Here is a 23,285-nt window from a genome sequence, read left to right as displayed (position 1 = left end):
ACCCTAACTCTCGTTAGCCGTCCCCGTCGTCTACTTGCTTAGTTTTCAATGATCTCAAAACAAATCTCCCTGATCCTCAACTCGAAAATCAGCTATTCCATTTTTTTCGCTCGCTATGCTCTCTTCAGAAACATTTCCGCTTCGCGAAAAGCGCTTCGCTTGTTTTGTGGACGGGAATTATAGGGAAAATATTCTTAAAAATCTATTAAATTAGAAAAACTACTGGATATGGACATAACCCGTTTCAGGCTCTATAGCTATTTGTGTTGATTCAGACGATCTCGTTAATGTAATGATACAAGGATTTCCGCCTGCATCTTTTTGAATTAGCTTTGAGGCTCCCCCATCTGTGTAAGGCGCATCCAGCTTATGAGGGCCGTCATACATCGGTCGACCCAAATGATCAAACGATATTCTTAAGCCGCTTCCGCTGCAGTTGCTTGAAAAAGTGATATTTGTAATGCCGTATTCATTTCCTAAATTCAATTTATCGCTTGCATCACTATCACCGTAAGCAACGGTACCTACGCTATAGCCACCCGTTAATCTTTTTGTCTTATCTAACGGATTTAAAGCTATCTCCGTAGGATTTGGAACTCCATCATAATTATTACTATCGCTATATATCGTATATGCCCATTTATTACCGCTTCCACCAGTCTTGGCAAAGAATATCTGCCATCTTTTTTGATACCAATGCGCATCATTAGCATCATATTTATCATCCATCAATGCCAGATGCTGTGTATATCGTATATGTGAGATCACCTGATTCGCTGCTTCAGATAATTTGTTTTGGGCAAATTTTGGGATAAAAATAGCAGCAAGAATCCCGATTACAACAATTACAAAAACAAGTTCCAACATTGTAAAAGCTGATCTTTTCATTTTTTTTCTTTACATAAAATTATTATGCTTCCATTGTAACGAAAAAGTGATATAAAGTAAATTAGAAAAATAAAAAAGTAAAAAAGAGCAAGAAAACGGCTTGGATATAAGCCGAAGAGGACAGAAGAGCTTAAAGCTCTTCTGCTTTTTCAACGCTGTAAAGGATGTCATCCATCGGATGGCGATACATCGGCATTCCAAGACGTTTTTCATCAAGGACATGACCGATGAAGCCGATCGAACGGCCGACCACGAAGAATGCATTTAACGCACCTGCATCGATGAAACCGTCGATCTCATCTTCCGCATAGCCAAGTGCACGCCACATATCTACCATTAAGATACCGATAGTACCGTCAACGTTCAAGATAAGGTTATCTTTTTTACTTGTAGTAAGCTTTTCAACTTCGAGTGCAAAGTCAAGCAGCGGAGTCGCCGGGAAGTTTTCAGCAGCAAATTTTTTAAGTCCGCTTACACGTAGATCCGGATTACGAACCGATTTAATACGGTGTCCGATACCCGAAATTGTTTTACCCTCTTTTTTCATATAGTTGATAAATTCGGCAGGACTCATCCCGTTGTCGTTCGCATATTTAAAGTAACGCGCAGCATCGTCGATCGCTCCGCCGAAACGCGGGCCGATCGTTAAAAGACCTGTAACAAGAGAAGAGATCACATCTTTACCCGCACGAGCCGTAACTTTGGCATTATGAGCGCCCGAAACCGCAGGACCATGATCTGCAACGGTTTTGATAACGGTTTCAATATATTCCGTAGCCCATTTCGGATAACGTTTTTTGAACCATAGAAGTGATATAACATCACCTATACCGAATCCTGTTTCAGGAGTTGCGACCGAAGAGATCGGGAATCCGGCATAAGTCGCTTCGTCACCGCGATCATCACTGATCGTACAGATAAACTCTTTTGCACGACGTACCGTCGGAACTACTTTTAACTCAGGTTCTACAATATCTGTGATTACTCCGTCTGCTTTCAATTTAGTATATACCTCGTTGATTTTCGCCGGAAGATCGTTGAAAGATTCAGGAACAAAGATACCGGCTTCAGCCATCGCTTTATTTTTAGCGGCTGCCGTTTCAGCATCGGCATTCGCACTAGCACCCGCATGACCGAACTGAACGCCAGAACTGAAATGTTTGGCAATCGTACCGATACACCATGCAATGATCGGCTTCTTGATCTTTCCTGATTTTACAGCTTCAATAACTTTGTACTCTTCAGTACCGCCTACTTCGCCAAGTAAGATCATATATTTTACTTCAGGATTACCTTCCATACGTAAAAGATTATCAATGAAGACCGAACCGACAAATCTGTCACCGCCGATCGCAACACCCTCTGCAATACCGTCCGCATTGATAGCGATTATGTTTGAAAGTTCGTTAAACAAACCACCCGAGCGAGTCACAAGACCACAAGAACCTGCACGGTGAAGTTTAGAGTTTACAATATTTTCAATAGTTCCTCCGACGTTTGCAATCTTAAACGCACCCGGAGCGATACCACCGACAGTAGCAGGCCCGATAACCGTAACGCCTGCATCGCGAGCTGATTGGTTCATCTTTCTTGCAAGTCTCTCAGGGATACCCTCTGCAGTAACCATAACAGTTTTAAACTGCCCTTTGATAGCGATCGCTTCCATCGTTACGTCATAAGCAGTTCTAAACGATGCAAAGTTTAGAAGTACGTCAGCTTTTGGAAAAGCTTGTGCCGCTTCGCCTGTAGAACGGAAAACCGGAACCATTATTTCATCCGGTCCATAGAAAAATTTCTCAAATTTATTGTTTGACGTCGGAGCTACGATAGCTGCGACCGACGGCTTCTCGCGAGAAATAGTATAATCATAATCAAGCATACGCTGAATCGCGCTTTTATTGTTATTCCAAAAAATTGCTTGTGTATCTTTAGTAAATAATGCACCCATAATATCTCCTTACTTCTCTAAAGCCATACGAACGATATCGGTAACGTGAGTTTCCGGTCCGTAAACTTCTATGTACAGGCCTAAACGGTCTGCTGCTTCTTTAATGTCTTTAAGACCTTTTTCATAGTTAGGTCCGCCGCGGCGTACGTAAATACGAGTATTATGCGCTTTTAATTTTTCTGCATATTCTTCAAACGACTGGATGATACCGGTAAATGTTTTTGCGACATCAGTAAAGTTTGCGATAGCTCCACCGATGATCAGGATCTTATCACGGCCTTTTGCATCTTTATGACGAGTCATAAGATCAAAAAGAGTATCTGCATAGAATTTTGTTTCACCCGTAGTCGGACCGCCTGAATATTCACCGTAGTTCGCAAGGTCTGAAACATTACCCGAAAGGTCAGCAATAGTATCGGCGTAAACGACCGAAGCGCCACCGCCTGCAACCATAGTCCAGATTCTTCCCATAGGGTTAAGAATAGTAAGTTTAAGTGAAGCACCGGATTTCGCATCTGCTTCTGCAATCGCTTTTTCTTCAGGAGATTGGTCTTCCATGCCAAACGCCGTCGGGAACTCTATCGCACCCCAAGAATCTCTCATCATAAAGCCTGCAGTATCGTCCAGACGAGCCACTAGGTCCAAAATAGCCATTTCGTTATTATCCAGCATAACGATCGGGTTGATCTCTAAGTACGCAAAGTTCAAATCTCTGTAAAATTTAAAGAACTGTATTGCAAATGATGCAAAAGTCGCTTTATTCGCTTCAGGAATATCTGAAGGGATATTAGCTTTTACTGCATGCTCGATATCGCCATCGCTCATATTGATCGGGATATGTACTTCATTTACTTTTTCATCCCAGCCTTCTTCTACTTCCATACCGCCTTCTGCTGACATATAAAGTACATCGTCTTCACCGACAGTTGTTGCAGAGATGTAGTATTCTTGCTCTTGTGAGTGAGGAGTGAAAGGCTCAACTATAAAATGAGTCAACTGTCCATGTTGCCCTGAAAGCAGTGTAGTCGTGTGAGACATTTTTTCATCTATCCATGCAGCGGCATCGGCTAATGTTACGTCACCAGGTTTGTTTGTTTTAAATAGAACAAGATCATTTTTACCACGCTTACCGAAAAGCATATCCGGTTTTGCTACAAGAGGTTCTTGTTTTAGCCATTCAAAACCATGCTCCTCAGCTTTTGCTTTTAATTCAGCACCGCTGGTCACCAGTACAGATTTAAATCCGTAGTGAAACCCGCTGAAATACTTTTCCCAGTGTTTCGAGAAAATTGCTTTACCGTCGTATTCACGAATCGCTCTTTGAGCCATTGCAACTCCTTACTTATAGTTGAATATTTGGGGATGATTGTAGCATAAATTATCTTTTTGATACGTTGTATTTATAATTCTTAGTAGTATTTATAGTTTTATTTGTTAATTTTTGTAACATAAGTTTTGTATACTTTACAGCCTTTGTAACTTATAGTTACATTAATCGAGTCTTTATGTTTGATTTTTGAGAGTGTATTACCTTGACAATAACCTATCTCATAAAACTTCAATCTTAATTGCAGTTTTTTATTGTTTGCATTCACGCAGGCAATATTTTTTTCCTTTAATTTTTCTGCCAGATCTTTTGCGATATGCATATCATATGCAAAATGCTCTTGCGGATCATCTAAAAAGCAGTAAATATATTTATTAAATAATACCATCGTAGCGTTCAATGATAAAAACAGAAGTGAAATTATGAATATCGTCTTGTATGTTCCTCTAAATTGTTTGAGTCTTACCCTGTACGAATGATAAAATGTTTGTGCCGCTATCGGTAAAGCCAGCAAAATATATGGAGCAAAGTTTTCCAGATGAAGTCTTTGCCTAAAAGATAGTAATAAAGAGATCATAAAAGCCGTAGACGATATATACCAGAGAATATCTTCTCTTGAAGTTACATATCTTCTATATAAAATATAAAATATATACACAAATACTATCGGGGTAAAAATAGCGGAATAGATAGCAAGCGTATCTAAAAAATGCCCTTTAGGAAGGCCGGTCGTATCAAAGCCGTTAACATATAAGGATGAAGAAAAAAGAAAAAGATTAAGGAGCGCAAACCGATAGTTTTTCTCCTTTATCGCATAAAACATCAACCCTAAATACAAAAATATTATACTCGGGCTTACAAACCAGATAGGTACTAATAATAAATACTTAAAATATGGATTTATGCTATAAAGGTTTAAATACAAAAACAGTGAAAAAATAACAAGACCGGCACTGTTTACCACTATAGAAGAGCTTAAAACACCCGGAAGAAGTATGAATACGACCAGCAGCCATAATCTGTCTCTATCATATTTTAGATATTTCTTGGAAAAGTGAAAAAGCAGAAGTGCACTTGAGAGATGCAGCAATATCATCGGCAATCTAAGAGCTACATCATTTTGTCCAAATGTCGCTAAAGAAAACTCTTCTATATACTTTAATACAGAGAAACCGCCGTTAAGCAGAGTAACTTCACTATAGCCTATCGACAGCTGCGAAGTTTCATATAATAAAAAAAGAGCATCTAATCCTAAAATTAGGAATAAGATGAGATATTTCTTCATAATTTTAAGAAGTTTCCTATTATCTCGTAACCAAATTCGCTCATTATGGATTCAGGATGAAACTGTACACCGAAAATCGGTTTATCTTTAATACGAAGGGCCATGATCTCATCATCATCCATGCTATACGCCGTCGGTTCGATCACGTTTGGAAGAGAGTCTTTTTCAACAATCAATGAATGATACCTTGTCGCACGAAACTGCTCCGGAATCTTTTTAAATATATCGCATTCAGCCGACTGCTGCATAATCGATGTTTTTCCATGCATCATATTTTTTGCACGCACCACATTCGCTCCGTAGACCTGTGCAATACTTTGATGGCCCAAACATATGCCCAGAATAGGAAGCTTGTCTTTGAAATAATCTATAACTTCCAGAGTTATCCCAGCATCATCGGGGGTTGCCGGACCAGGAGAGACAATGATCTTCTCAGGTTTTAGGGCTTTGATCTCCTCCAAAGTAAGTTCATCGTTTCTTATGACTTTCAAATCTGCCCCGAGCTCCAGACAATACTGGACTATGTTATAGGTAAAACTATCATAATTGTCAATCATTAAAATCATATCTGTATCTCTTTGCTATAAGTGACGTAATTATAGCATCTCAGATATGATTTAGTTCTTACACACTGAAGCACTCAGCGCTTTTTTGTTCTTTTCGATAAATTTTGGTCCGATACCTTTAACTATTGTCAGATCTTCGATACTCTTAAAACAATGCGTCTTTCTATATTTTAAAATAGCATCGGCTTTTTTTATACCTATCCCTTTTAAACTCATCAGCTCATCTTTACCTGCCGTATTTATATCGACCGCACCAAACAACAAACCGGCTAAAATAGCCACTATGACGAAAACTTTCATTTTCTTTCCTTTTTTTGAGATAAGAACACTATAGAACAAAAATAAATATTTTTCAAAATTTATTGCATTTTGTCATGATTTATGATTAAATTCCGGCACTATCTCTTTGAGCTTTTTGAGCTTGTCCTGAGTATCAAGCAGTTCATGAATATCTTGATTTAATTTTTCTATATCATAGTGTGTCTTTCCTGCAACGGTTATAGATTCATACTGCGTTTTTGCATCGCTGTCGTCGATGAGCAGTTCTTCATACAGTTTTTCTCCCGCCCTTAGTCCGCTGAACTCTATCTTAATGTCATTATTGCCCGACAATGTGATCATTCGTTTTGCCAAGTCCGTGATCTTCACGGGATCACCCATATCAAGTATGAATATCTCTCCGCCGCTGCCTATGGCTCCGGCTTGAAGTACAAGTTCGCATGCTTCTGGTATCAGCATAAAATATCTAGTTATATCAGGATGCGTGACCGTGACCGGACCGCCGTTTTCTATTTGGGCTTTAAATTTCGGTATCACGCTTCCGCTGCTTCCAAGAACGTTTCCAAATCTGACCGCCACGATCTCTGTACTGTTTTGATCTCTATTATCCGAAGATGTCGCATTCGCATTTTGTGCATACAGCTCGCATATCCTTTTGGTCGTGCCCATGACGTTTGTAGGACGCACGGCTTTATCTGTGGATATAAGTACGAATTTTTTTACTTTGTGCTTTATGGCACAATCGATTGCATTCTTTGTTCCGACAACATTATTGATAATGGCTTCGGATATATTGTCTTCGACCAAAGGCACATGCTTATACGCTGCTGCATGTATAATGATATCGGGACGATGTTTTTCAAAAGTCTTGTCCAACAGATCTTTGTTCACGACCGATTGCATAACGAGTATAGGTTTGAACTCGCTTAATTCTTCGGCAATACTGTACAGATTGAACTCGCTATGATCCAAAAGGATCAACTCTCTGGCTCCGAAATATGCACACTGTCTGCTTATTTCACTTCCTATACTTCCGCCCGCTCCCGTTATGAGAACCGTTTTTTCCTTGATAAAATCTTCTATGACCGCTTTATCCAAGTCTTTGGGATGTCTTGCGAGAAGATCTTCTACCGAGATATCTTTTAGCTGTTTCGCAAAATCTTTATCCCTCAGTATCTCGTCTAACGACGGTAATATCTTAATAGTTTTAAAATAAGGGCTAAGATCATCGTATATCTCTTTTACTCTTTGCACGGAAGCCGAAGGCATCGCAATAACAAGCAGGTCCACTCTATTATCCTGCGTTATTTTTTCTTGTAGTTCTTCTTTTGACAATATTCTGACACCGTCGATCGATCTTTTCTGGAGTATCTTATCGTCATCGATAAAATATCTGACTTTATATTCACTGTTACGAAACTCTTCTTCAAGCTTTATACCAGCTCTTCCGGCTCCGTATATCACTATCGTTTTGGATTTGCTCACTAAACTCTTGTTCACTAAATAATAATACATATACATGGCGAAATTGATGGAGAACAGATATAAAAAAAGTTCTGAAGCCAGAAATGCAAATCTCGCTTCTCCGTAGAGTACAGGCAGGTAGATCAAAAATGCAGCGATATATACTATACTTTTGATCAAAAACGTTTTTTGAGTCGCTTTACTCCATGAAAGAGAATAATCCTTAAAAATCAGTGCTGAAGCCAAAATACGAACAATCAATACAAAAAGAACGACATTCATGTCAAACGGTATGTGAAAAATAAAGAATGTCCATGAAAACGTTGCAAAAGTCAATGCAATTATTACCAGAAAATTCAATATCCTTTTATCGATCATAAGCATTATTGAAACCCTTTTTTTCTATCAACAAATATCATTACACCGGAAAGTAATAGTAAAGCCATTATAAATGCGATAAATACATTAGAGATGAAATATACCAATAGAAATAAAACTATATTTACGAAAATCGAATATATCACTACTTTACTATGATCCCAGCCGCTTTGCGTAAGTCTTTGATATGCATGTTTTCTATGTGCCTGACTTAATTTTTCACGATTTTTGTATCTTCTAAATAGTGTTAAAGTGGCATCGAACCAAAAAACTCCAAAGAGGATTATCCATACCCATAAATTCGAACTATCCCGGTTTGCATAATATATCGTAAATACGGCTATATTATAGCCTAAAAGAGTACTCCCGACATCTCCCATGAATATTTTTGCTTTATGCCAGTTCCAAACCAAAAAACCTAAAACCGTGACGGCCAACACAAGAAAATGACCGCCGCCAAAAAAAAGATATCCCGCAATAGCAAGAAATACGGCTTCGCTTCCCGCATAGCCGTCTATACCGTCTAAGAAATTATATAAATTGACAAACCATACTATTAAGAAAAATGCAAAAATATTTGTAATGATCTGATTGTTGATCACAAATATTCCAATGTCTAGATTTTCAAATCCTCCTAAGAAATATAATCCTAAAACAGCGACCAGAGTTTGAGCAAACAATCTGAATTTTGCACTTAACTCAAACAGATCATCCAAATAAGATACGGCTGAAATAATCACTCCCGTTATCAAGGCATAAAACAGATTTTGTCCTATTTGATCGTTTAAATATAGATACAAAAGGCCTGCGAACCAAGTAACGGCTATGGCAATACCTCCTCCATGCGGTACAGGGATCGTATGACTGCTTCGTTCATTTACATGAGCAAAAAGCGACTTTTTTATAGCATAGTTTTTTATCAAATAGGTAAGTATGGTCGATAAAATAAAAAATGCAAAATAAATCATTAACTACCTCATATTCCTGTATATAAATTGCTTTATTGCACCGGGCAGCATAAAAAGTATAAAATGTGCGACAGCATAAGCATAACCTTTATATCCAAAACCAAATAAACGTGTTGCTTTAAATTTTAATTTCATTACTTCCAGAGCTCTTTGCATATTTCTTCTTCTATTAAAAAAAGCATTATTCGTTCGAACCTTTACTAAAGTTTCTTGAATATTATAAAATTTACGATTATTTTGAAAGCCTCTAATCCATAGGTCCATATCTTCATTGAACTTTGTAGAATCATACAAACCGACTTCAATAAAAAACCTTCTCCTTATCAGTGTTGTTACATGCGCCATAGAATTTCTTCTTTTCATGCCTTGAAGGATATCTTCATTCAATTCAGGATATTTAATTAACTGCTTTTGATTCGTGTCCATGTTAAACTCTTCAATATATCCGCCGCATACATCGATATCTATGTTCTTTTTCATTACTTCAATCTGTTTTTCAAGTCTAGTATTGACAGAAATATCATCTGCATCCATTCTTGCAATATATTCATAGTCTTTGTTTAAGACGATTTCCAGTAATTCATTTAAGGAATATGCCAACCCTTTGTTTTCATCTCGTTTATTTAAAAAAGTGATTTTTTTCGACTCATATTCAAGTTTTAGAAAATCATTTAGTTCATCCGGGAGTTTACCGTCGCACTGAACAAATATATCAAACTCCTTTATTGTCTGAGCATATAAACTTTCTAGGGCTTCTTTTAAATATTTTAACTTGTCATTTTTATATACCGACATTATTACAACACAATTCATACAACTTGTCCTTTATTACAGTCATATCTGTTTTTTTTAATTTCTTCGTTCGCTAAAACGCCGATAGATATAAACAATATCATTGATGCCGGAAATTTTAAAATCACTTGATAATGAACCATAGACATAATAAACATGATAAACATGATAGAGAATTGTGCATACTTTCTTTTATATTTTACTATTAAATATACTATTAAACTTAGAAAAGTCATCATACTAAACAAACCATATCTAAAGATAGCATTAAAAAAATCTATTTCTCCCATCCCAAATATTTTATAATACCCATTTTCCTGTCCGGAACCGATCAATGTAAAAATTCCGTTTTGATAAAATCCGCTTATCAATTTACTTACAGGTTCCGTAACCATTGCATAAATATACCAATTTAATAGTTCATCTGTAAAGAAAAAATTAATGAACGAAACAATTGCCAATATGACCGTAAAAAAAATCAATGTTAAAAAAAATAGATACAATTTAGTTGCTTTGGCCTGTTTAAACAAAGTCGTTCTCAATACGATATAAATAAGAAACATCATATAGGCGGATTTCGAACCGCTTAGAAAGATAGCAGTTATAGCTAAAAAAATCAAAATATTTAAAGAATCTTTCTTGATATATTTGCGTGAATCAAAAATAAAAGCAAAAAGAACCACTAAAAAAGCTCCCGTGGCCGATGTATCGAACATCGGTCCCCAAGGTTTCGATGCCACCCCTATAATAGGATATTTAACTGTAGGAGGATAAAAATTATTTGTTTTGACAATATATTGAAGATAATGCGTTATAACACCCTTTAATTCAGGGAAAAAGTAATAAAGAAGAAACTCGGCGATCACATATAACGCATACAACAAAGTAAACCTATATATTAAACGGGTAAATGATGAGATATCATAATTAATCAATCTAATATAAAGATAAATAAAAAGCGGAACAACTACATATAAAACAAAAATAAATTGTGAAAAAAGCGTTCCCCTTATTGAAGATACGATTAAATTTATAAAAATAAAAATAAAAAAGAGAAAGACACTAAAATCTATTTTATGGATTTTGTAAGAAAATTTCTTTTTTAACAAAGCTTGAAAAAATGTCGCGATCAAGAGGGGGAATAATGCCACATATATAATACTTCCGCTATATATTTTAATTATTCTGATAAAAATACTAAATAGAACCGTCGTAGAAAGCAAGAAATTCATTATCAATATTTACTTTTAACATTTTTAAAAATGATTTTTATTAAATTAACAGTTGAATTAAACAGAAATCTTCCTAGTGAGATCTTCTCTTCATTGAGCAATAAAGCGTATAAATAAAAAGCTTTTCGATAACTTTTATCTGTTTTTCGATCAGAGATAGAATTGATATCTATTCTATAATCTATAAGGTTCAGATTCATTAAGTAAGGTTTTTTCCCGCTATACACATTATCTATCCAAAAGGCCCAGTCTTCTAATGCGACTAAATGCGGATCCTCTCTAAACTTTATTTTAGAATTATTTCTCATAATTGCAGTATTGATGTTTATATAGTTTGAAAGCGTCAAAATAAAAAAATCATTCATAAGATATTTTAATTTATTAAAAGTTTTTTGATTATTGAACTTACCTATTTTATTACTATGTATATCAATAGTGTATGCAAGAGAATGAACAATGTCTATATTATCAAACTCACTAAGAACAGCTAATTGTTTTTCAAGTTTTTCAGGTAACCATACATCGTCCGCATCCAGGAATGCAATATATTCTCCTTTAGCATTCTCAAGCCCGATATTTCTTGGTCTTGCCGGTCCACCGCTATTGTATTCTAATTTTATTAGCTTTATCCTTGGGTCTGCAATATTTTCAACTACTGTCCTGCTTTCATCAAGAGAGCAGTTGTCCACTATAAGCATTTCCCAATTTTGATATGTTTGATCTATGACGCTTTTAACGGTTTGTAAAATATATTTTTCCGCATTATACATAGGCGTGATGATGGAAACTAAAATTTCTTCGTTCATAATTTGCATTCCAATAGATCAAATATTTTATTTATCTCTTCTTTCATTTTGTCTTTTGTCTCAAAATCTATCAGCGATCTTAATTTGTCGTTTTTCACGCTTACGTCATTATAAGACGATTTATCATCTTTATTTATTTCTATATCTATATGACGCTTATATCGTTTTTCGTACTCATTTTTTATTAGGTATGCAAGTTCAATTACTTCGTAGGTTCTATTTGATGAAAGATTGTATATCTCATTTGTTGCATTTATCCTGAGAAGTTTTTCTATTATATCCGATACATCTCCCATATATATAAAATCTCTTTTTGCTCTGCCGTTACTTTTTAAAATGATTTTACCATTCTCGTAAGCCGATCTTGTCAAATCGTTTAATACCAAATACCATTTGTCACTCTCTGTAAAAGTCGGTGCACCATAACTATTGGTCAATCTTAAAACGGTATATTTTAAATCGTGCGTAAATCCGAACTGTTTCACATAGTATTCTGCAAAAAGATGAGTAGATGCATAATCATTTTTCGGGTTCAATTCGCTTTTTTCCGTAATTGTTCCCTCGCTTGCACCATAAACATGAAACGTACTTAAGTAAACAAAATTTTTTAATTTTTTTTCACTTAATACTTCAAGTAGATTTCTAGTACCGAAAGTATTTATATCCAACGCATTTTTTGCGTAATCTGGTAAGAAAAACTCATTGTAACTTGCCAAGTGTACACAAAAGTCCAGATCAAAATTCAATTTTTCTCTTAGCTCATCTATCTTTGTTACATCTGCTTCAATTAATGTATATTTGATGTTTGCTATTTTTTGTTTTGAACTTCTTGATAAAATATAAACTTCATAACCCAGATTGGCCAGATGTGCACTGATCCAACTTCCTAGATTTCCCAATCCTCCGGTAACTAGAACTTTACCATTCATATTCAATATCTTTTAAATCAATATTTACTGCTTCATCGGGGTCATGTTCCATATCAGCCAAGTTTAAAAGCATGTTATAATCTTCCAATCCTCTAAAAGCCATCCATAGATTTGGTTTGATCGTGAGCCTTTGATAGTTGTTTCGTGAAAGTTTTGCACTAAAAAACTCTTTTGTTTTTTCATCGTATATAACAAACTCTATCTCACCGACAGGCACAACCAAGTTTAACGTCATTTCAGTATGTTTTTTCCATCCTTTGATATAATTTTTATTGATCGTAGAAAAATAAGCCTCTCCAAATCCGTCAAATCCGGGATCACTTTTCTTCATTGCATGAAAAAGATCTCCTTTTGGATGAAAAATCTGTTTTAATGGTGTTAAGCTTACTCCGTCCATGCCAATCCTTTAGTTTTAGCCATAGATTCATACTCTTCTATTTGTTCGACTGTTTTTGTAAAAATATTGTTCTTTGTTTTATAAAAATCATAATACCATTCACTTGTAAACCGAATAGTATCTTTATATTCCAAGTTAGCCTGCCATTTCAGATAAAAAAGCGCCTTGTCACAATTTAATTTTAACAGCCCTGCTTCATGAAAAGGTATATTATCGGTAACCTTATAAGCTTGAGAGACACTGTCAAAATGCCAATATTCGCTTAAATCGATCAACAGTTCTTCGACAGTATGATTTTGCTCTGCTCTTGGACCAAAATTAAATGCTTCACCATGTAAATCTTCATTGTTATACAGATCTGCACCCAAATTCAAATATCCGCTTATCGGTTCTAACACATGCTGCCAAGGTCGTGTTGCCCTAGGACTTCTGATCTCTACGCACTTTCCTTCGCTCCATGCTTTCACACAGTCTACGACGATCCTGTCTTTTGCCCAGTCTCCGCCGCCGATAACATTACCGGCTCTGCCTATAGCCAATCTGACATTACACTCCTTACGTTTGAAAAAAGAGTGGTAATACGATTTTATTATGAGCTCCGCAGCGCCTTTGCTACCGCTATATATATCTTTACCGCCCATTTTATCATCCTCTTTATATCCCCACACCTGCTCGACATTATCATAGGCTTTGTCACTGGTGATAATGATTGCTTTACAAATATGATTCGATATTTTCAGAGCCTCTAAAATATTTGTCGTACCCATCACGTTTGACGAGATCGTTTCTATCGGATCGCTGTATGATGTGGAAACGATAGGTTGCGCAGCCAGATGAAATAAAAAATCCGGTTTCTCGTTAGAGACGATCTCTATCATCTTTTGAAGATCTCTGATGTCTTCTAAATAATGTTTGATCTTATTTTCCAGTTTGAGCTCTTCAAACATAGACGGGCTGGTGGGAATATCTTTTGAAATACCTATAACATCTGCTCCCAACTTTAAAAGCCACGTCGTTAACCAGCTGCCTTTAAAACCTGTATGGCCAGTTACTAAGACTTTTTTGTTTTTATATATATTTTTAAACATCACCATACCTTCCACGGTGCTTGAGCTTCATCCCAAAGTTGATTGAGGTCGTTTTTATCTTTTAAGCTGTCCATAGGTTTCCAAAAGCCTTTATGTTTATATGTAAATATCTCACCGTCATTTGCAAGGTTTTGCAAGGGAGCCTGTTCAAAAACCGTACTCTCATTATCTATGATATAATCGAATACTTTTGGTTCACATACAAAAAAACCGCCGTTTATCCATCCGCCGTCACCTTTTGGTTTTTCTTTAAAATGTGTTACTTGAAAATCATCCGTGATATTAAGAGCTCCGAACCTGCCTTCGGGCTGTACTGAGGTCATAGTAAGAGCTTTACCGTGAGATTTGTGAAATTTAACGAGTTCTGCGATATTCACATCACTTACACCGTCTCCATATGTCAACATAAAAGATTCATTGCCTACGTATTGCTGAGCTTTTTTGATACGACTGCCCGTCATACTGTTAAGCCCTGTATCGATCAACGTGACTTTCCATGGCTCGCTCGAGTTATTTAATATTTCCATATTATTGTTTTTTAAATCAATGGTTACGTCGCTTTGATGTAAAAAATAGTTTGCAAAGTACTCTTTGATGTAATACCCTTTATATCCAAGCAATACTACAAAATCATTAAAGCCGTAATGAGAATAGATTTTCATTATGTGCCATAAAATCGGTTTACCGCCAATCTCTACCATTGGTTTTGGTCTGATATCTGTTTCTTCGCTCAGCCTTGTCCCAAATCCGCCGGCTAATAGTAGTACTTTCATTGCTTATCCTCTTAAAAATATTTTTTATTGTAACTTATCAAACTATAGTTCAATGAATTTATTATAGTAATCCTGATAAGTTCTAAAAAGCTTACTTTTAAATTCATTATTTTTGATCGTAAATTTTGTATCTCTAACATTTTCTTTAAACTCATTGATATAATCTACTACTTCTCCCAATGTAGTATCATATGCAGCGATATTTTCTATATACAGCGGTTTATTTTGGTTAAAAACAGTATCAGTAAACTCGTCAACCACATCCTGAACGTATAAGTAGCGCATATTGATGTTTCTATCAAAAACATTGATTTCCAAATTTTTTATACTGTTATATATCCATGTAGACATTACCGAGTTATAGTTAGGTTTACATCCTTCACCAAACAGATGCGGCAGTCTATAGATAAAACAATTGATACTGTTTTCTTTTGAATATCTTTCAATCAATATTTCAGATTCTCTTTTTGTTTTTCCATATTCGTTTTTCAAGAGTTTTGCATGGATAGAAGAAGCCAGTAATATGGGAATGTTTTTATTAGCCTGTGTCAATATATCAATAATTGCTTTTGTCAATACTACATTGGACTCTTTAAAATCTTCTTCGGTACTACCGGGTCTGACCTCTCCTGCGAGATGACAGATAAAATCACTCTCCAATACCAAGGTTTTTAATTTATCAGCAGTATCGTTTCTATTGAATTCTAAAATACTTACTTTCTTATCTTCTAATTTTTTTAATAGATTTTTTCCGATAAATCCTTTTGATCCCGTAACTAAGACTTTAACCATTATCATCAACTCCACCAAAAATATTTTCTATCCAATTTTCAAATAAATAGTGTTCAAAAACAGGGTCAGAACAAAAATCGCTTTGAAAAAAACCTAGATCTAGCTCTAAATGATCTCTTTTTATAATGATAATATTTTTATCATTATAAAAAGGTTCATCTTTTATATGATAATTTGTTGTCAGCAGTTTCAGTTCAGCCCCGAGCGCCTCGAACGTTCTCATTGTTAAGCCGTTTTGAATGTTTAGTTCTATATCCAACACTGCTTTGGACTCTTTGTATACTTCTAATATTTTATCGGTACCTACAGAATAAGTTTTCAAGTATTTTAAATCTTTGATATTTATTTTTTGAAGCAGTATAAGCCTCAATAAACCCATTTTAGTAATAAAGAGATGATACTTAAAGTTCAAACCATTCTTTTTACATATCTCATCGATCTCTTTTACTATTTTAAGCCTATCGCTGTGGTATGCCCCAAAAAAAACAAGATCATACCGTTTCTTCTTTTTATTTTGTGCCAAAACCTGATATTTTTTTGTATAAAACAATGGCAAATATTTCAGTCCATACTGTTTTGCATCTTCCCGATCAAATGTTTTTACTACATCAAAATATTTGATTATGGAATCATACTTACTTTGCAACATAGAGTCCCATTGATACATTACAAATTTTGCATTCGGCAGCCGCTCTTTTAAATACTCCAGCATTTGCGGCGATAATATCCCGCCTCGTATCACAAATACTATGTCGTACATATCATGCGAAATATTTTGTAATATCTTGTTTCGGTATCTATCTTTTAAATAATCTGCAGCTCTTTTAACAGTTCTATTTAAAACTCGATATAAAGGGGTATATAAATCTTCTTCATAAAAAGTCACCCTCGCGCTTTTTCGTTCTAAAAGATCAATGATGTCTTTATGGTAACTATAAAACTTTGGTGCAATAAATAAAATGTTTTTGCCTGAGATATTCATTCTGTACTTGCTGCTATATACCCTTACTCTTTTTCTTTATAATATAATCTTTTAAACAGAGTATATCAATATCCGTTGATTTAAATGTTCGAATCGCATCCGAAGGTGTTTCAACGATCGGCTCATCCGCTATATTGAATGATGTTTCCAAAATTAACGGAATACCCGTTCGTTTATAAAATGCTTTAATTAAATGATAATATGGCGGATTTATATCTTCTGTTACTGTTTGAATCCTTGCCGTATTGTCTTCGTGTGTAATTGCCGGAACCAGTTCCGCTTTGCCTTTTCTTACGTATGCGGCCAATAACATAAAAGGAGAATCTATCTCTAACTCAAAAAACTCATTTACTTTTTCTGCTAAAACCGAAGGAGTGAACGGTCTAAAGCTTTCCCTAAATTTAACCCTAGAATTAAGGATGTCTTTCATATCCTTTCTTCTCGGATCTGCAATAATACTCCTATTACCAAGTGCTCTAGGTCCAAACTCGCTTCGTCCCTGGAACCAACTCGTTATGTATCCTTGCTCAATATATGAAGCGAACGTATCATATAATTCATCTAGATTCGTATAGTGTATTATTTCAAGATCTTCGTCATTTGAATATTTGTTTATCGCTTCTTTTATGTCATCATCAGTATATTCTTTACCAAGGGAATCTGTTGTCGCTACGTAGGTTCTCGGGTTATTATTAAGAACATTATGTACATAAAGGGCTTGTCCTACTGCTAAACCGTTATCCCCTGAATTCGGGTGAATAAAAATATTATCGAATTTAGAATGTATGAGGACTTGATAATTTGCGACACAGTTAAGACCCACGCCACCGGCTATACAGAGATTTTTAGAACCTGTTTTTTCATAAAGCCAGTTAGCAAGAAAGATCATTACATCTTCTGTTAATTTTTGAACAGCATATGCTAAATCTCTATGTACATCAGTGATCTCTTCCGATTTTAATCTTGTCGGAAAAGATTTTAAAAACTTGTTATAATCCGGTAATTGATATAACACCTCTCTTTTGCTAAAACCTCTTTTTACCAGTTGTTTAAAATCCTTAATACTATACTCCGTTGTATTAAAAATCAGATCTTTTTTCAATATATCATAGTATCTAGGTGATCCGTATGGGGCTAGCCCCATCGTTTTCCCCTCTTCATTCGTTTTAAAGCCGACTTTTTTTGTAAAGGCTGCATACATGCCTCCCAGACTATGCCGAACCGGTAAATCATAGAATGTATCTATCTGATTTCCTTGACCATAAGCCAGACATCCCGATAATTGATCTCCTCCTGTTCTTTTCAAAGGCACGCCTTGTCCGTCAACGACCATAATTGCTGCATCTTCAAAGCCAGAAGGTAAAAAGGCTTGACAGGCGTGACCGAAATGATGCTCTAACTCAACAAATTTTATATTTGGATTTTGATTATAGAAAAACTGCTTCATTGATTCATTATATCTATAACTGTAAGCTACGTAATCAATATCATCGATAGTTAAATTTTGGGAATCTAATAAGTAGTTCAAAAGTTTTAAAAAGTTTGCTGATTTGCTGAAATCTACCGTAGAATAGTCGTTTTGCAGATCAAACGGCAGGTCAACGTTTTTTTCATATATCGCCGGATTAGAGTTCCATCCAAAAGTTTTTAGATCATTTTTAGATATAGGTAATAAAATATCATTTTTAATTCTTGTAAGTCTTTCTAAACTAGTAGCAATTTTTACTTCTCCATCTATAACCAAAACGCCACTAAATCCATGTCCACTCATCGTAAAACTTAATATATTACTACTCATCTATTCAATTTCCTTTTTTTTTTATTTATCTTATCAAATTAACTATAAATGTTAACTTCTATGTGTTTAAAATATTTTCATATTTAATTTTTTCGATCATCTCTTGCGGATTTTCAAAGTATTTAGACAGCTTTTTTAATTTTTCTTCACTTAACATCCACCATCTTGAGGATAAAAGTTCTTCCCTTGTTGCTGTATCGAACCGGAACTTAATATGTTTAGCGGGTACTCCGGCAACAATACTGTATGCTTCTACATCTTTTGTTACAACAGCACCGGCGCCGATTACCGCACCCACTCCGATATTTACTCCGGCTTTTATAATGGCTCCATAACCTATCCAGACATCATAGCCGATATTTGTTATTGTTTGATTACCGACGTAATGGTTCGTATCTATAAAGAAAAACGGCAGAGGCTGTGTATTGTCATAAAAAACAGGACTCGTGCTGACCATATGTGTAGGATGTTCCGATAACCCTATCTGTACTCGGCTCGCTATCGAACAGAACTTTGCGACTTTCGTATTGACCAGAGTGGAAGATGATTGAATGTAGCTATAATCATCAACTTGCGTATTTTGCAAAAATACATCGTCAAACAGAACTGTATTTCTTCCGATCGAACTATCTTTGTCTAAAAAAGCACCATAGTGTATTTTACTGTGGGGGTACTTCTTTAGCAATAAAAAGTACTTGATCGTTTTTTTTATTTTTTTTAACATTGTACCTACTCGCGTGTAATGTCATTTTCTAATAACTTATAAATAAAATCGATATTTCTTTTTAAGTTCTTTCCGTCCAGAGGTCCGATATATTCTTCCATAACTTTACGATCTAAAAAAGGTTCGTATCTTTCATGCTTGTTTTTAAAATCATAAAAAGCCTGAACCATATCATCTACGTTGTTTATAGTAACTAATTCTGAATGGTTATCAAACGGAGGAGTAAATACCTCCGTATCATTTTTATAGTATATCACCGGTATTCCCATGCATGAAGCTTCAAACAGTGTTTGGGAATGTATACTGATATACAGATCTGTTTTTAAAAGGATCTCATTCATTGAAATTGAATCATAAACACTTACCGCCAAATTCGGAAAATATTGGGCTGCAAAATCTTGATACTGCTTTATATATCCGTTTGATCTGACTTTTATATTTATATTTACCTCTGTTTTATTATCTTTAATTTTTTGAAATGCTGCAAGAAGATCATATACAAAATCAAACTCCGTAGCTACATATGAGTTTAAACTACTCACTCCAAAACCTGAAGCACCTATTGTTACGGTCGGATTAGTTCGATCTATACTGTTTTTTTTCATCGATGAATACATGTCCATTCGCGGATCACCGATAGCAACCACATTATCCATCCCTTCAAAATAATTATCTTTAACACTTTGGGAATATGCATTTATCATTGTTGCGTATTTTCCCTCATCGCCGTATTTGCCTAAAAGAAGTCCGTTAGCTATAAAATAGCTGGGAATATTTCTGCTCTTACAAACGCAATCGACAAGTATACTGACCTTACCGATATTGGAAATCAAAATATTCATATTGAGAGGATGTCTGTCAATATAATATATCACATCATCTATAATCTTCAGTTTTTCTATGCAGCTTTTTTCCAACTTGGCTTCAATGATCTTATATATCTGTTTTGACACATTATGACCATTGCTCAAAACCAATTGATAATATCGCTGCTTTTTAAAGTTCTCCAGCAAATCATCTTTTATTTTTTTATACTCTTTTACGAATACGCTAACTGGTATGATTCTGGATAAAAGATTCTCTTTTAAACTGGAAGTTCTCGAAAAACTGGATTGAACGACATTGATCTTATTGTCTGATTTTAACTTTTTTATGATGCTTCGTGTTGGGTAATACTCTTCTACAAAAATACTTTTTTTATCTGCAGTAAAAATCATCTTATCCATAAACAACATACTTTTTGCATGTATCAGCGTAACGGTCTGCTTTAACTGATGCAAAACTTTACGAAAACCTTTTGGCTGTGTTCTTTCTTCCAACCATTTATCTATAGGAAAATAAAAACTATTTTGATTGTTTGTCTCATGTTCGATTATCGTATAGCTCACCGCCAAAGCATCCAATACACTTGATATACGATCAGTATCGGAAATTATAAAGAGCTGTTCGAATTGCATATCCTTTATTTTTGACAAAGATAAATGTAACCTTATATAGGTCAAACAATCATTTAAAATTTCCAGTCTAAAAGAGATTCCAAAAGATACGTTTTTATAACTAAATATATCGTTGCCTTTTGGGTCGTTGTACCAGTTTTTGAGAAACTTATAAACTATCATGTTATTCATTTCCATTGTGTCTGAATCGGACAAGTGATCAATATAAAAAGCACTTCCGCCAATAGATTCTATCTCTTTTTTTAATCTGAGATCGTAAGTGAGCACTAGATCGTCTTTGAGCTGATATTGATCGCTGATACTATGAAAATAATAAAAAGAATCAATTACATAAATTTTTCTAAATTTATTTTTCATATTTTATAGATTAACCTTATTTTTTATCTTACGCATTATAGAGAACAATTCGTTTTTATTCGTTGAAAAAACAACGGGAACAATAAATACTCCGATACAGACCAATATCGTATACACCATGCCCTTCAGTATAAAATTACTTAGATAACCTGACATTATGTCAGGAATCGAACTTGCAAAAAATGCCAAAACAACAAAGAAAACGACTGTATAAAACTGATGAAAAAGAAATGGAAACATCTTGATTTTTAAAACCTTTACATTGAAAAACAATTGTATATTCACACCGACTACTTGAGTCAACACCATTTTCAATGCAAGACCTTCTGCACCAAGTTTATAATGAAAAATAAAAAGGTAGCTAAGGACAAGACCGGAAAATGAAACGAATATACCTATTTTGCTATACGGTTTTGTTTCTCCCATTGCAAAAAACAGTGATCCGTTTAATTGTCCATATGTTTGATGAATAGGAAAAAATGCAATTATTACCAATGCAAAAAAAGCGCCCTTAAAACTTTCATTTGTAAAGATATGTATTAAATTTTCACTTTGAAAAGATATAAACACTCCAAAGTATGCTGCTATTGCATAGAGCATAGGAACGTATCTTTTAAAAAGCTTTTGGATATCTTCGATATTTTTAGAAGCATATGATTTTGAGAATTCGCGAGTGATAACCGGTGTCATTGCACTTGTAAACACAAAACACATCGCAGCAAGAGAATACGCCAAGCCGTAATACCCTGTTTGAACGGAACCGCTTACTTTTTGTAAAAGCCAAATATCGAACAGGCTAACTGAAATAGCGACAGAATTAAAAACGAACAGCGGCGATGAAAATCTATAGAACTCCATTATTAAACTTATATATTTTATTTTCTTGAATATTTGCTTTGTAAAGATACTTTTTCTTATAAATAAAACAGTGATTACCATTAAGAAGGACAGTAATGAAATATAATGAAAATAAAAATAAGAAGATAGATCAAAAAGTGTATAATGAACCATATATAAAAGCAAAAACAATATAGCTATTTTATGCAATATTTTAATTAACTCTACAGAAACCGTCAAAGCATGCGCATCCGATATTTTTATAAAAACTTGTGTAAGCCATGTAAAAAAACCAAACCACATACCAAAATATATATACTTAACGGGAATAGCCGGTAAAAAGGTATTTGTGTATCCAAATACATCTATACTGACTATAAAAATAGATAATACGGTCAATAGCAAGAATGCAAATAGAAAATAAAAAGAGAGCAGGTCTTTTCGTGTATGCGAGGCTGAAAGTTTTGTAAAGAACGCTATGGACGTACTAGCATCCAAAAAAGCAATTACCTGATTAAAAAACTGCTGTATAAAACTAAATTGTCCATAGGTCACAGGGCCGAGTGCTTTTGGCACTATCGCAACCAATATAACATTTATAATACCGGTCACAATATTAGACAATAACTTTATGATGTATCTTTTTTTAAGACTATCTTCCACGTTTATCAGATCTTTTTAATTAATTTTGCAGGGTTACCAGCATATATTGTTCTAGACGGAACATTTTTAGTGACAACGCTGCCTGCTCCAACTATACTGTTTTCACCTATTTCAACGCCGGGCAGTATTATTGAATTCGCACCTATCCAGCAACCTTTTCTCAAGTAAACATTCTCTGCCTCATAACTATATTGTTCTATTAAATATTTTTCCTTATCATCATATTTATGGTTTGACGTATAAATATGTACGCCTGAACCCATCATGACAAAATCTTCAATAATCACTTTCCCTAAATTTTCATCGCGAGGATCGGCAAAGATCATCGTTTGCGGTCTAATAATGACTTTTTTCCCGATAGAGATCTTTGAACAGCATATTGCATAGGCACCTGCTCTAAATTCTGCCGTATCGTCAAAACTTTCAAACTTTTTTTTACAAAGATGCAGCATGCTGGATTTAAAATATAATTTCCAATGTGTAAAAGGGCAATCCGGTCCCACTCTGTCATTTTTTATGTCAAATCTTATTTTATTTATTATATCCAAAAACATA

General features: G+C 34.8%; 22 protein-coding genes. All 22 read right to left on the bottom strand.

The window, feature by feature from the left end:
- Positions 1-219: 219 nt before the first annotated feature.
- The 22 genes from WCY03_RS03990 to WCY03_RS03885 all read right to left on the bottom strand — a co-directional run bounded on the left by WCY03_RS03990 (position 220) and on the right by WCY03_RS03885 (position 23,284).
- A complete protein-coding gene (locus WCY03_RS03990) occupies positions 220-888 on the bottom strand; it encodes a type II secretion system protein (RefSeq protein ID WP_345993704.1) in 669 nt (222 codons plus the stop codon).
- A gap of 130 nt (positions 889-1,018) precedes the next feature.
- Entirely contained in the window at positions 1,019-2,836 is a 1,818-nt protein-coding gene (locus tag WCY03_RS03985; RefSeq protein WP_345993703.1) for a citrate/2-methylcitrate synthase, read from the bottom strand.
- A gap of 9 nt (positions 2,837-2,845) precedes the next feature.
- Complete coding sequence (locus WCY03_RS03980; RefSeq protein ID WP_345993702.1) at positions 2,846-4,165, bottom strand: ATP citrate lyase citrate-binding domain-containing protein; 1,320 nt, start codon at positions 4,163-4,165, stop codon at positions 2,846-2,848.
- A gap of 98 nt (positions 4,166-4,263) precedes the next feature.
- Positions 4,264-5,448: a hypothetical protein gene (locus WCY03_RS03975; RefSeq protein ID WP_345993701.1), complete on the bottom strand. Its 1,185-nt coding sequence runs from the start codon at positions 5,446-5,448 to the stop codon at positions 4,264-4,266.
- Positions 5,445-6,014: an aminodeoxychorismate/anthranilate synthase component II gene (locus tag WCY03_RS03970; protein WP_345993700.1), complete on the bottom strand. Its 570-nt coding sequence runs from the start codon at positions 6,012-6,014 to the stop codon at positions 5,445-5,447. The genes WCY03_RS03975 and WCY03_RS03970 overlap by 4 nt, the downstream gene beginning before the upstream one ends.
- 51 nt (positions 6,015-6,065) lie before the next feature.
- Positions 6,066-6,314 carry a helix-hairpin-helix domain-containing protein gene (locus WCY03_RS03965; RefSeq protein WP_345993699.1) on the bottom strand — a complete coding sequence of 83 codons (249 nt, stop codon included), beginning with the start codon at positions 6,312-6,314 and terminating at the stop codon, positions 6,066-6,068.
- 72 nt (positions 6,315-6,386) lie between these two features.
- Positions 6,387-8,141 carry a nucleoside-diphosphate sugar epimerase/dehydratase gene (locus WCY03_RS03960; RefSeq protein ID WP_345993698.1) on the bottom strand — a complete coding sequence of 585 codons (1,755 nt, stop codon included), beginning with the start codon at positions 8,139-8,141 and terminating at the stop codon, positions 6,387-6,389.
- Entirely contained in the window at positions 8,141-9,103 is a 963-nt protein-coding gene (locus tag WCY03_RS03955; RefSeq protein WP_345993697.1) for a glycosyltransferase family 4 protein, read from the bottom strand. The genes WCY03_RS03960 and WCY03_RS03955 overlap by 1 nt, the downstream gene beginning before the upstream one ends.
- Positions 9,104-9,106: 3 nt before the next feature.
- Positions 9,107-9,916, bottom strand: coding sequence for a glycosyltransferase (locus WCY03_RS03950; protein WP_345993696.1), 810 nt, complete (start codon positions 9,914-9,916; stop codon positions 9,107-9,109).
- Complete coding sequence (locus WCY03_RS03945; protein ID WP_345993695.1) at positions 9,913-11,046, bottom strand: hypothetical protein; 1,134 nt, start codon at positions 11,044-11,046, stop codon at positions 9,913-9,915. The genes WCY03_RS03950 and WCY03_RS03945 overlap by 4 nt, the downstream gene beginning before the upstream one ends.
- Positions 11,047-11,129: 83 nt before the next feature.
- A complete protein-coding gene (locus tag WCY03_RS03940; protein ID WP_345993694.1) occupies positions 11,130-11,933 on the bottom strand; it encodes a glycosyltransferase family 2 protein in 804 nt (267 codons plus the stop codon).
- Positions 11,930-12,862 (bottom strand): NAD(P)-dependent oxidoreductase, encoded by a 933-nt coding sequence (locus WCY03_RS03935; RefSeq protein ID WP_345993693.1) that lies wholly within the window; start codon positions 12,860-12,862, stop codon positions 11,930-11,932. Before WCY03_RS03935 ends, WCY03_RS03940 begins: the two co-directional genes overlap by 4 nt.
- Complete coding sequence (locus WCY03_RS03930) at positions 12,852-13,259, bottom strand: WxcM-like domain-containing protein (RefSeq protein ID WP_345993692.1); 408 nt, start codon at positions 13,257-13,259, stop codon at positions 12,852-12,854. Before WCY03_RS03930 ends, WCY03_RS03935 begins: the two co-directional genes overlap by 11 nt.
- Positions 13,247-14,347: a CDP-glucose 4,6-dehydratase gene (gene rfbG / locus WCY03_RS03925; protein WP_345993691.1), complete on the bottom strand. Its 1,101-nt coding sequence runs from the start codon at positions 14,345-14,347 to the stop codon at positions 13,247-13,249. The genes WCY03_RS03930 and rfbG overlap by 13 nt, the downstream gene beginning before the upstream one ends.
- Positions 14,347-15,120 (bottom strand): glucose-1-phosphate cytidylyltransferase, encoded by a 774-nt coding sequence (rfbF, locus tag WCY03_RS03920; RefSeq protein ID WP_345993690.1) that lies wholly within the window; start codon positions 15,118-15,120, stop codon positions 14,347-14,349. The genes rfbG and rfbF overlap by 1 nt, the downstream gene beginning before the upstream one ends.
- Before the next feature lie 42 nt (positions 15,121-15,162).
- Positions 15,163-15,912 (bottom strand): NAD-dependent epimerase/dehydratase family protein, encoded by a 750-nt coding sequence (locus WCY03_RS03915; protein WP_345993689.1) that lies wholly within the window; start codon positions 15,910-15,912, stop codon positions 15,163-15,165.
- Positions 15,905-16,894: a hypothetical protein gene (locus WCY03_RS03910; RefSeq protein WP_345993688.1), complete on the bottom strand. Its 990-nt coding sequence runs from the start codon at positions 16,892-16,894 to the stop codon at positions 15,905-15,907. Before WCY03_RS03910 ends, WCY03_RS03915 begins: the two co-directional genes overlap by 8 nt.
- Before the next feature lie 13 nt (positions 16,895-16,907).
- Positions 16,908-18,692 carry a carbamoyltransferase C-terminal domain-containing protein gene (locus WCY03_RS03905; RefSeq protein ID WP_345993687.1) on the bottom strand — a complete coding sequence of 595 codons (1,785 nt, stop codon included), beginning with the start codon at positions 18,690-18,692 and terminating at the stop codon, positions 16,908-16,910.
- A gap of 58 nt (positions 18,693-18,750) precedes the next feature.
- Complete coding sequence (locus WCY03_RS03900) at positions 18,751-19,416, bottom strand: CatB-related O-acetyltransferase (protein WP_345993686.1); 666 nt, start codon at positions 19,414-19,416, stop codon at positions 18,751-18,753.
- Positions 19,417-19,421: 5 nt separating this feature from the next.
- Positions 19,422-21,230: a hypothetical protein gene (locus WCY03_RS03895; RefSeq protein WP_345993685.1), complete on the bottom strand. Its 1,809-nt coding sequence runs from the start codon at positions 21,228-21,230 to the stop codon at positions 19,422-19,424.
- Between the two features lie 3 nt (positions 21,231-21,233).
- Entirely contained in the window at positions 21,234-22,730 is a 1,497-nt protein-coding gene (locus WCY03_RS03890; protein WP_345993684.1) for a polysaccharide biosynthesis protein, read from the bottom strand.
- A 5-nt stretch (positions 22,731-22,735) separates the two neighbouring features.
- Positions 22,736-23,284: an acyltransferase gene (locus WCY03_RS03885; RefSeq protein ID WP_345993683.1), complete on the bottom strand. Its 549-nt coding sequence runs from the start codon at positions 23,282-23,284 to the stop codon at positions 22,736-22,738.
- Between the last annotated feature and the right edge of the window lies 1 nt (position 23,285).

This window comes from Sulfurimonas sp. HSL-1716, from assembly GCF_039645975.1.
Classification (GTDB): domain Bacteria; phylum Campylobacterota; class Campylobacteria; order Campylobacterales; family Sulfurimonadaceae; genus Hydrocurvibacter; species Hydrocurvibacter sulfurireducens.
Note: the sequence above shows the minus strand (reverse complement) of the source record. Positions and strands in the feature narration are given on the sequence as shown.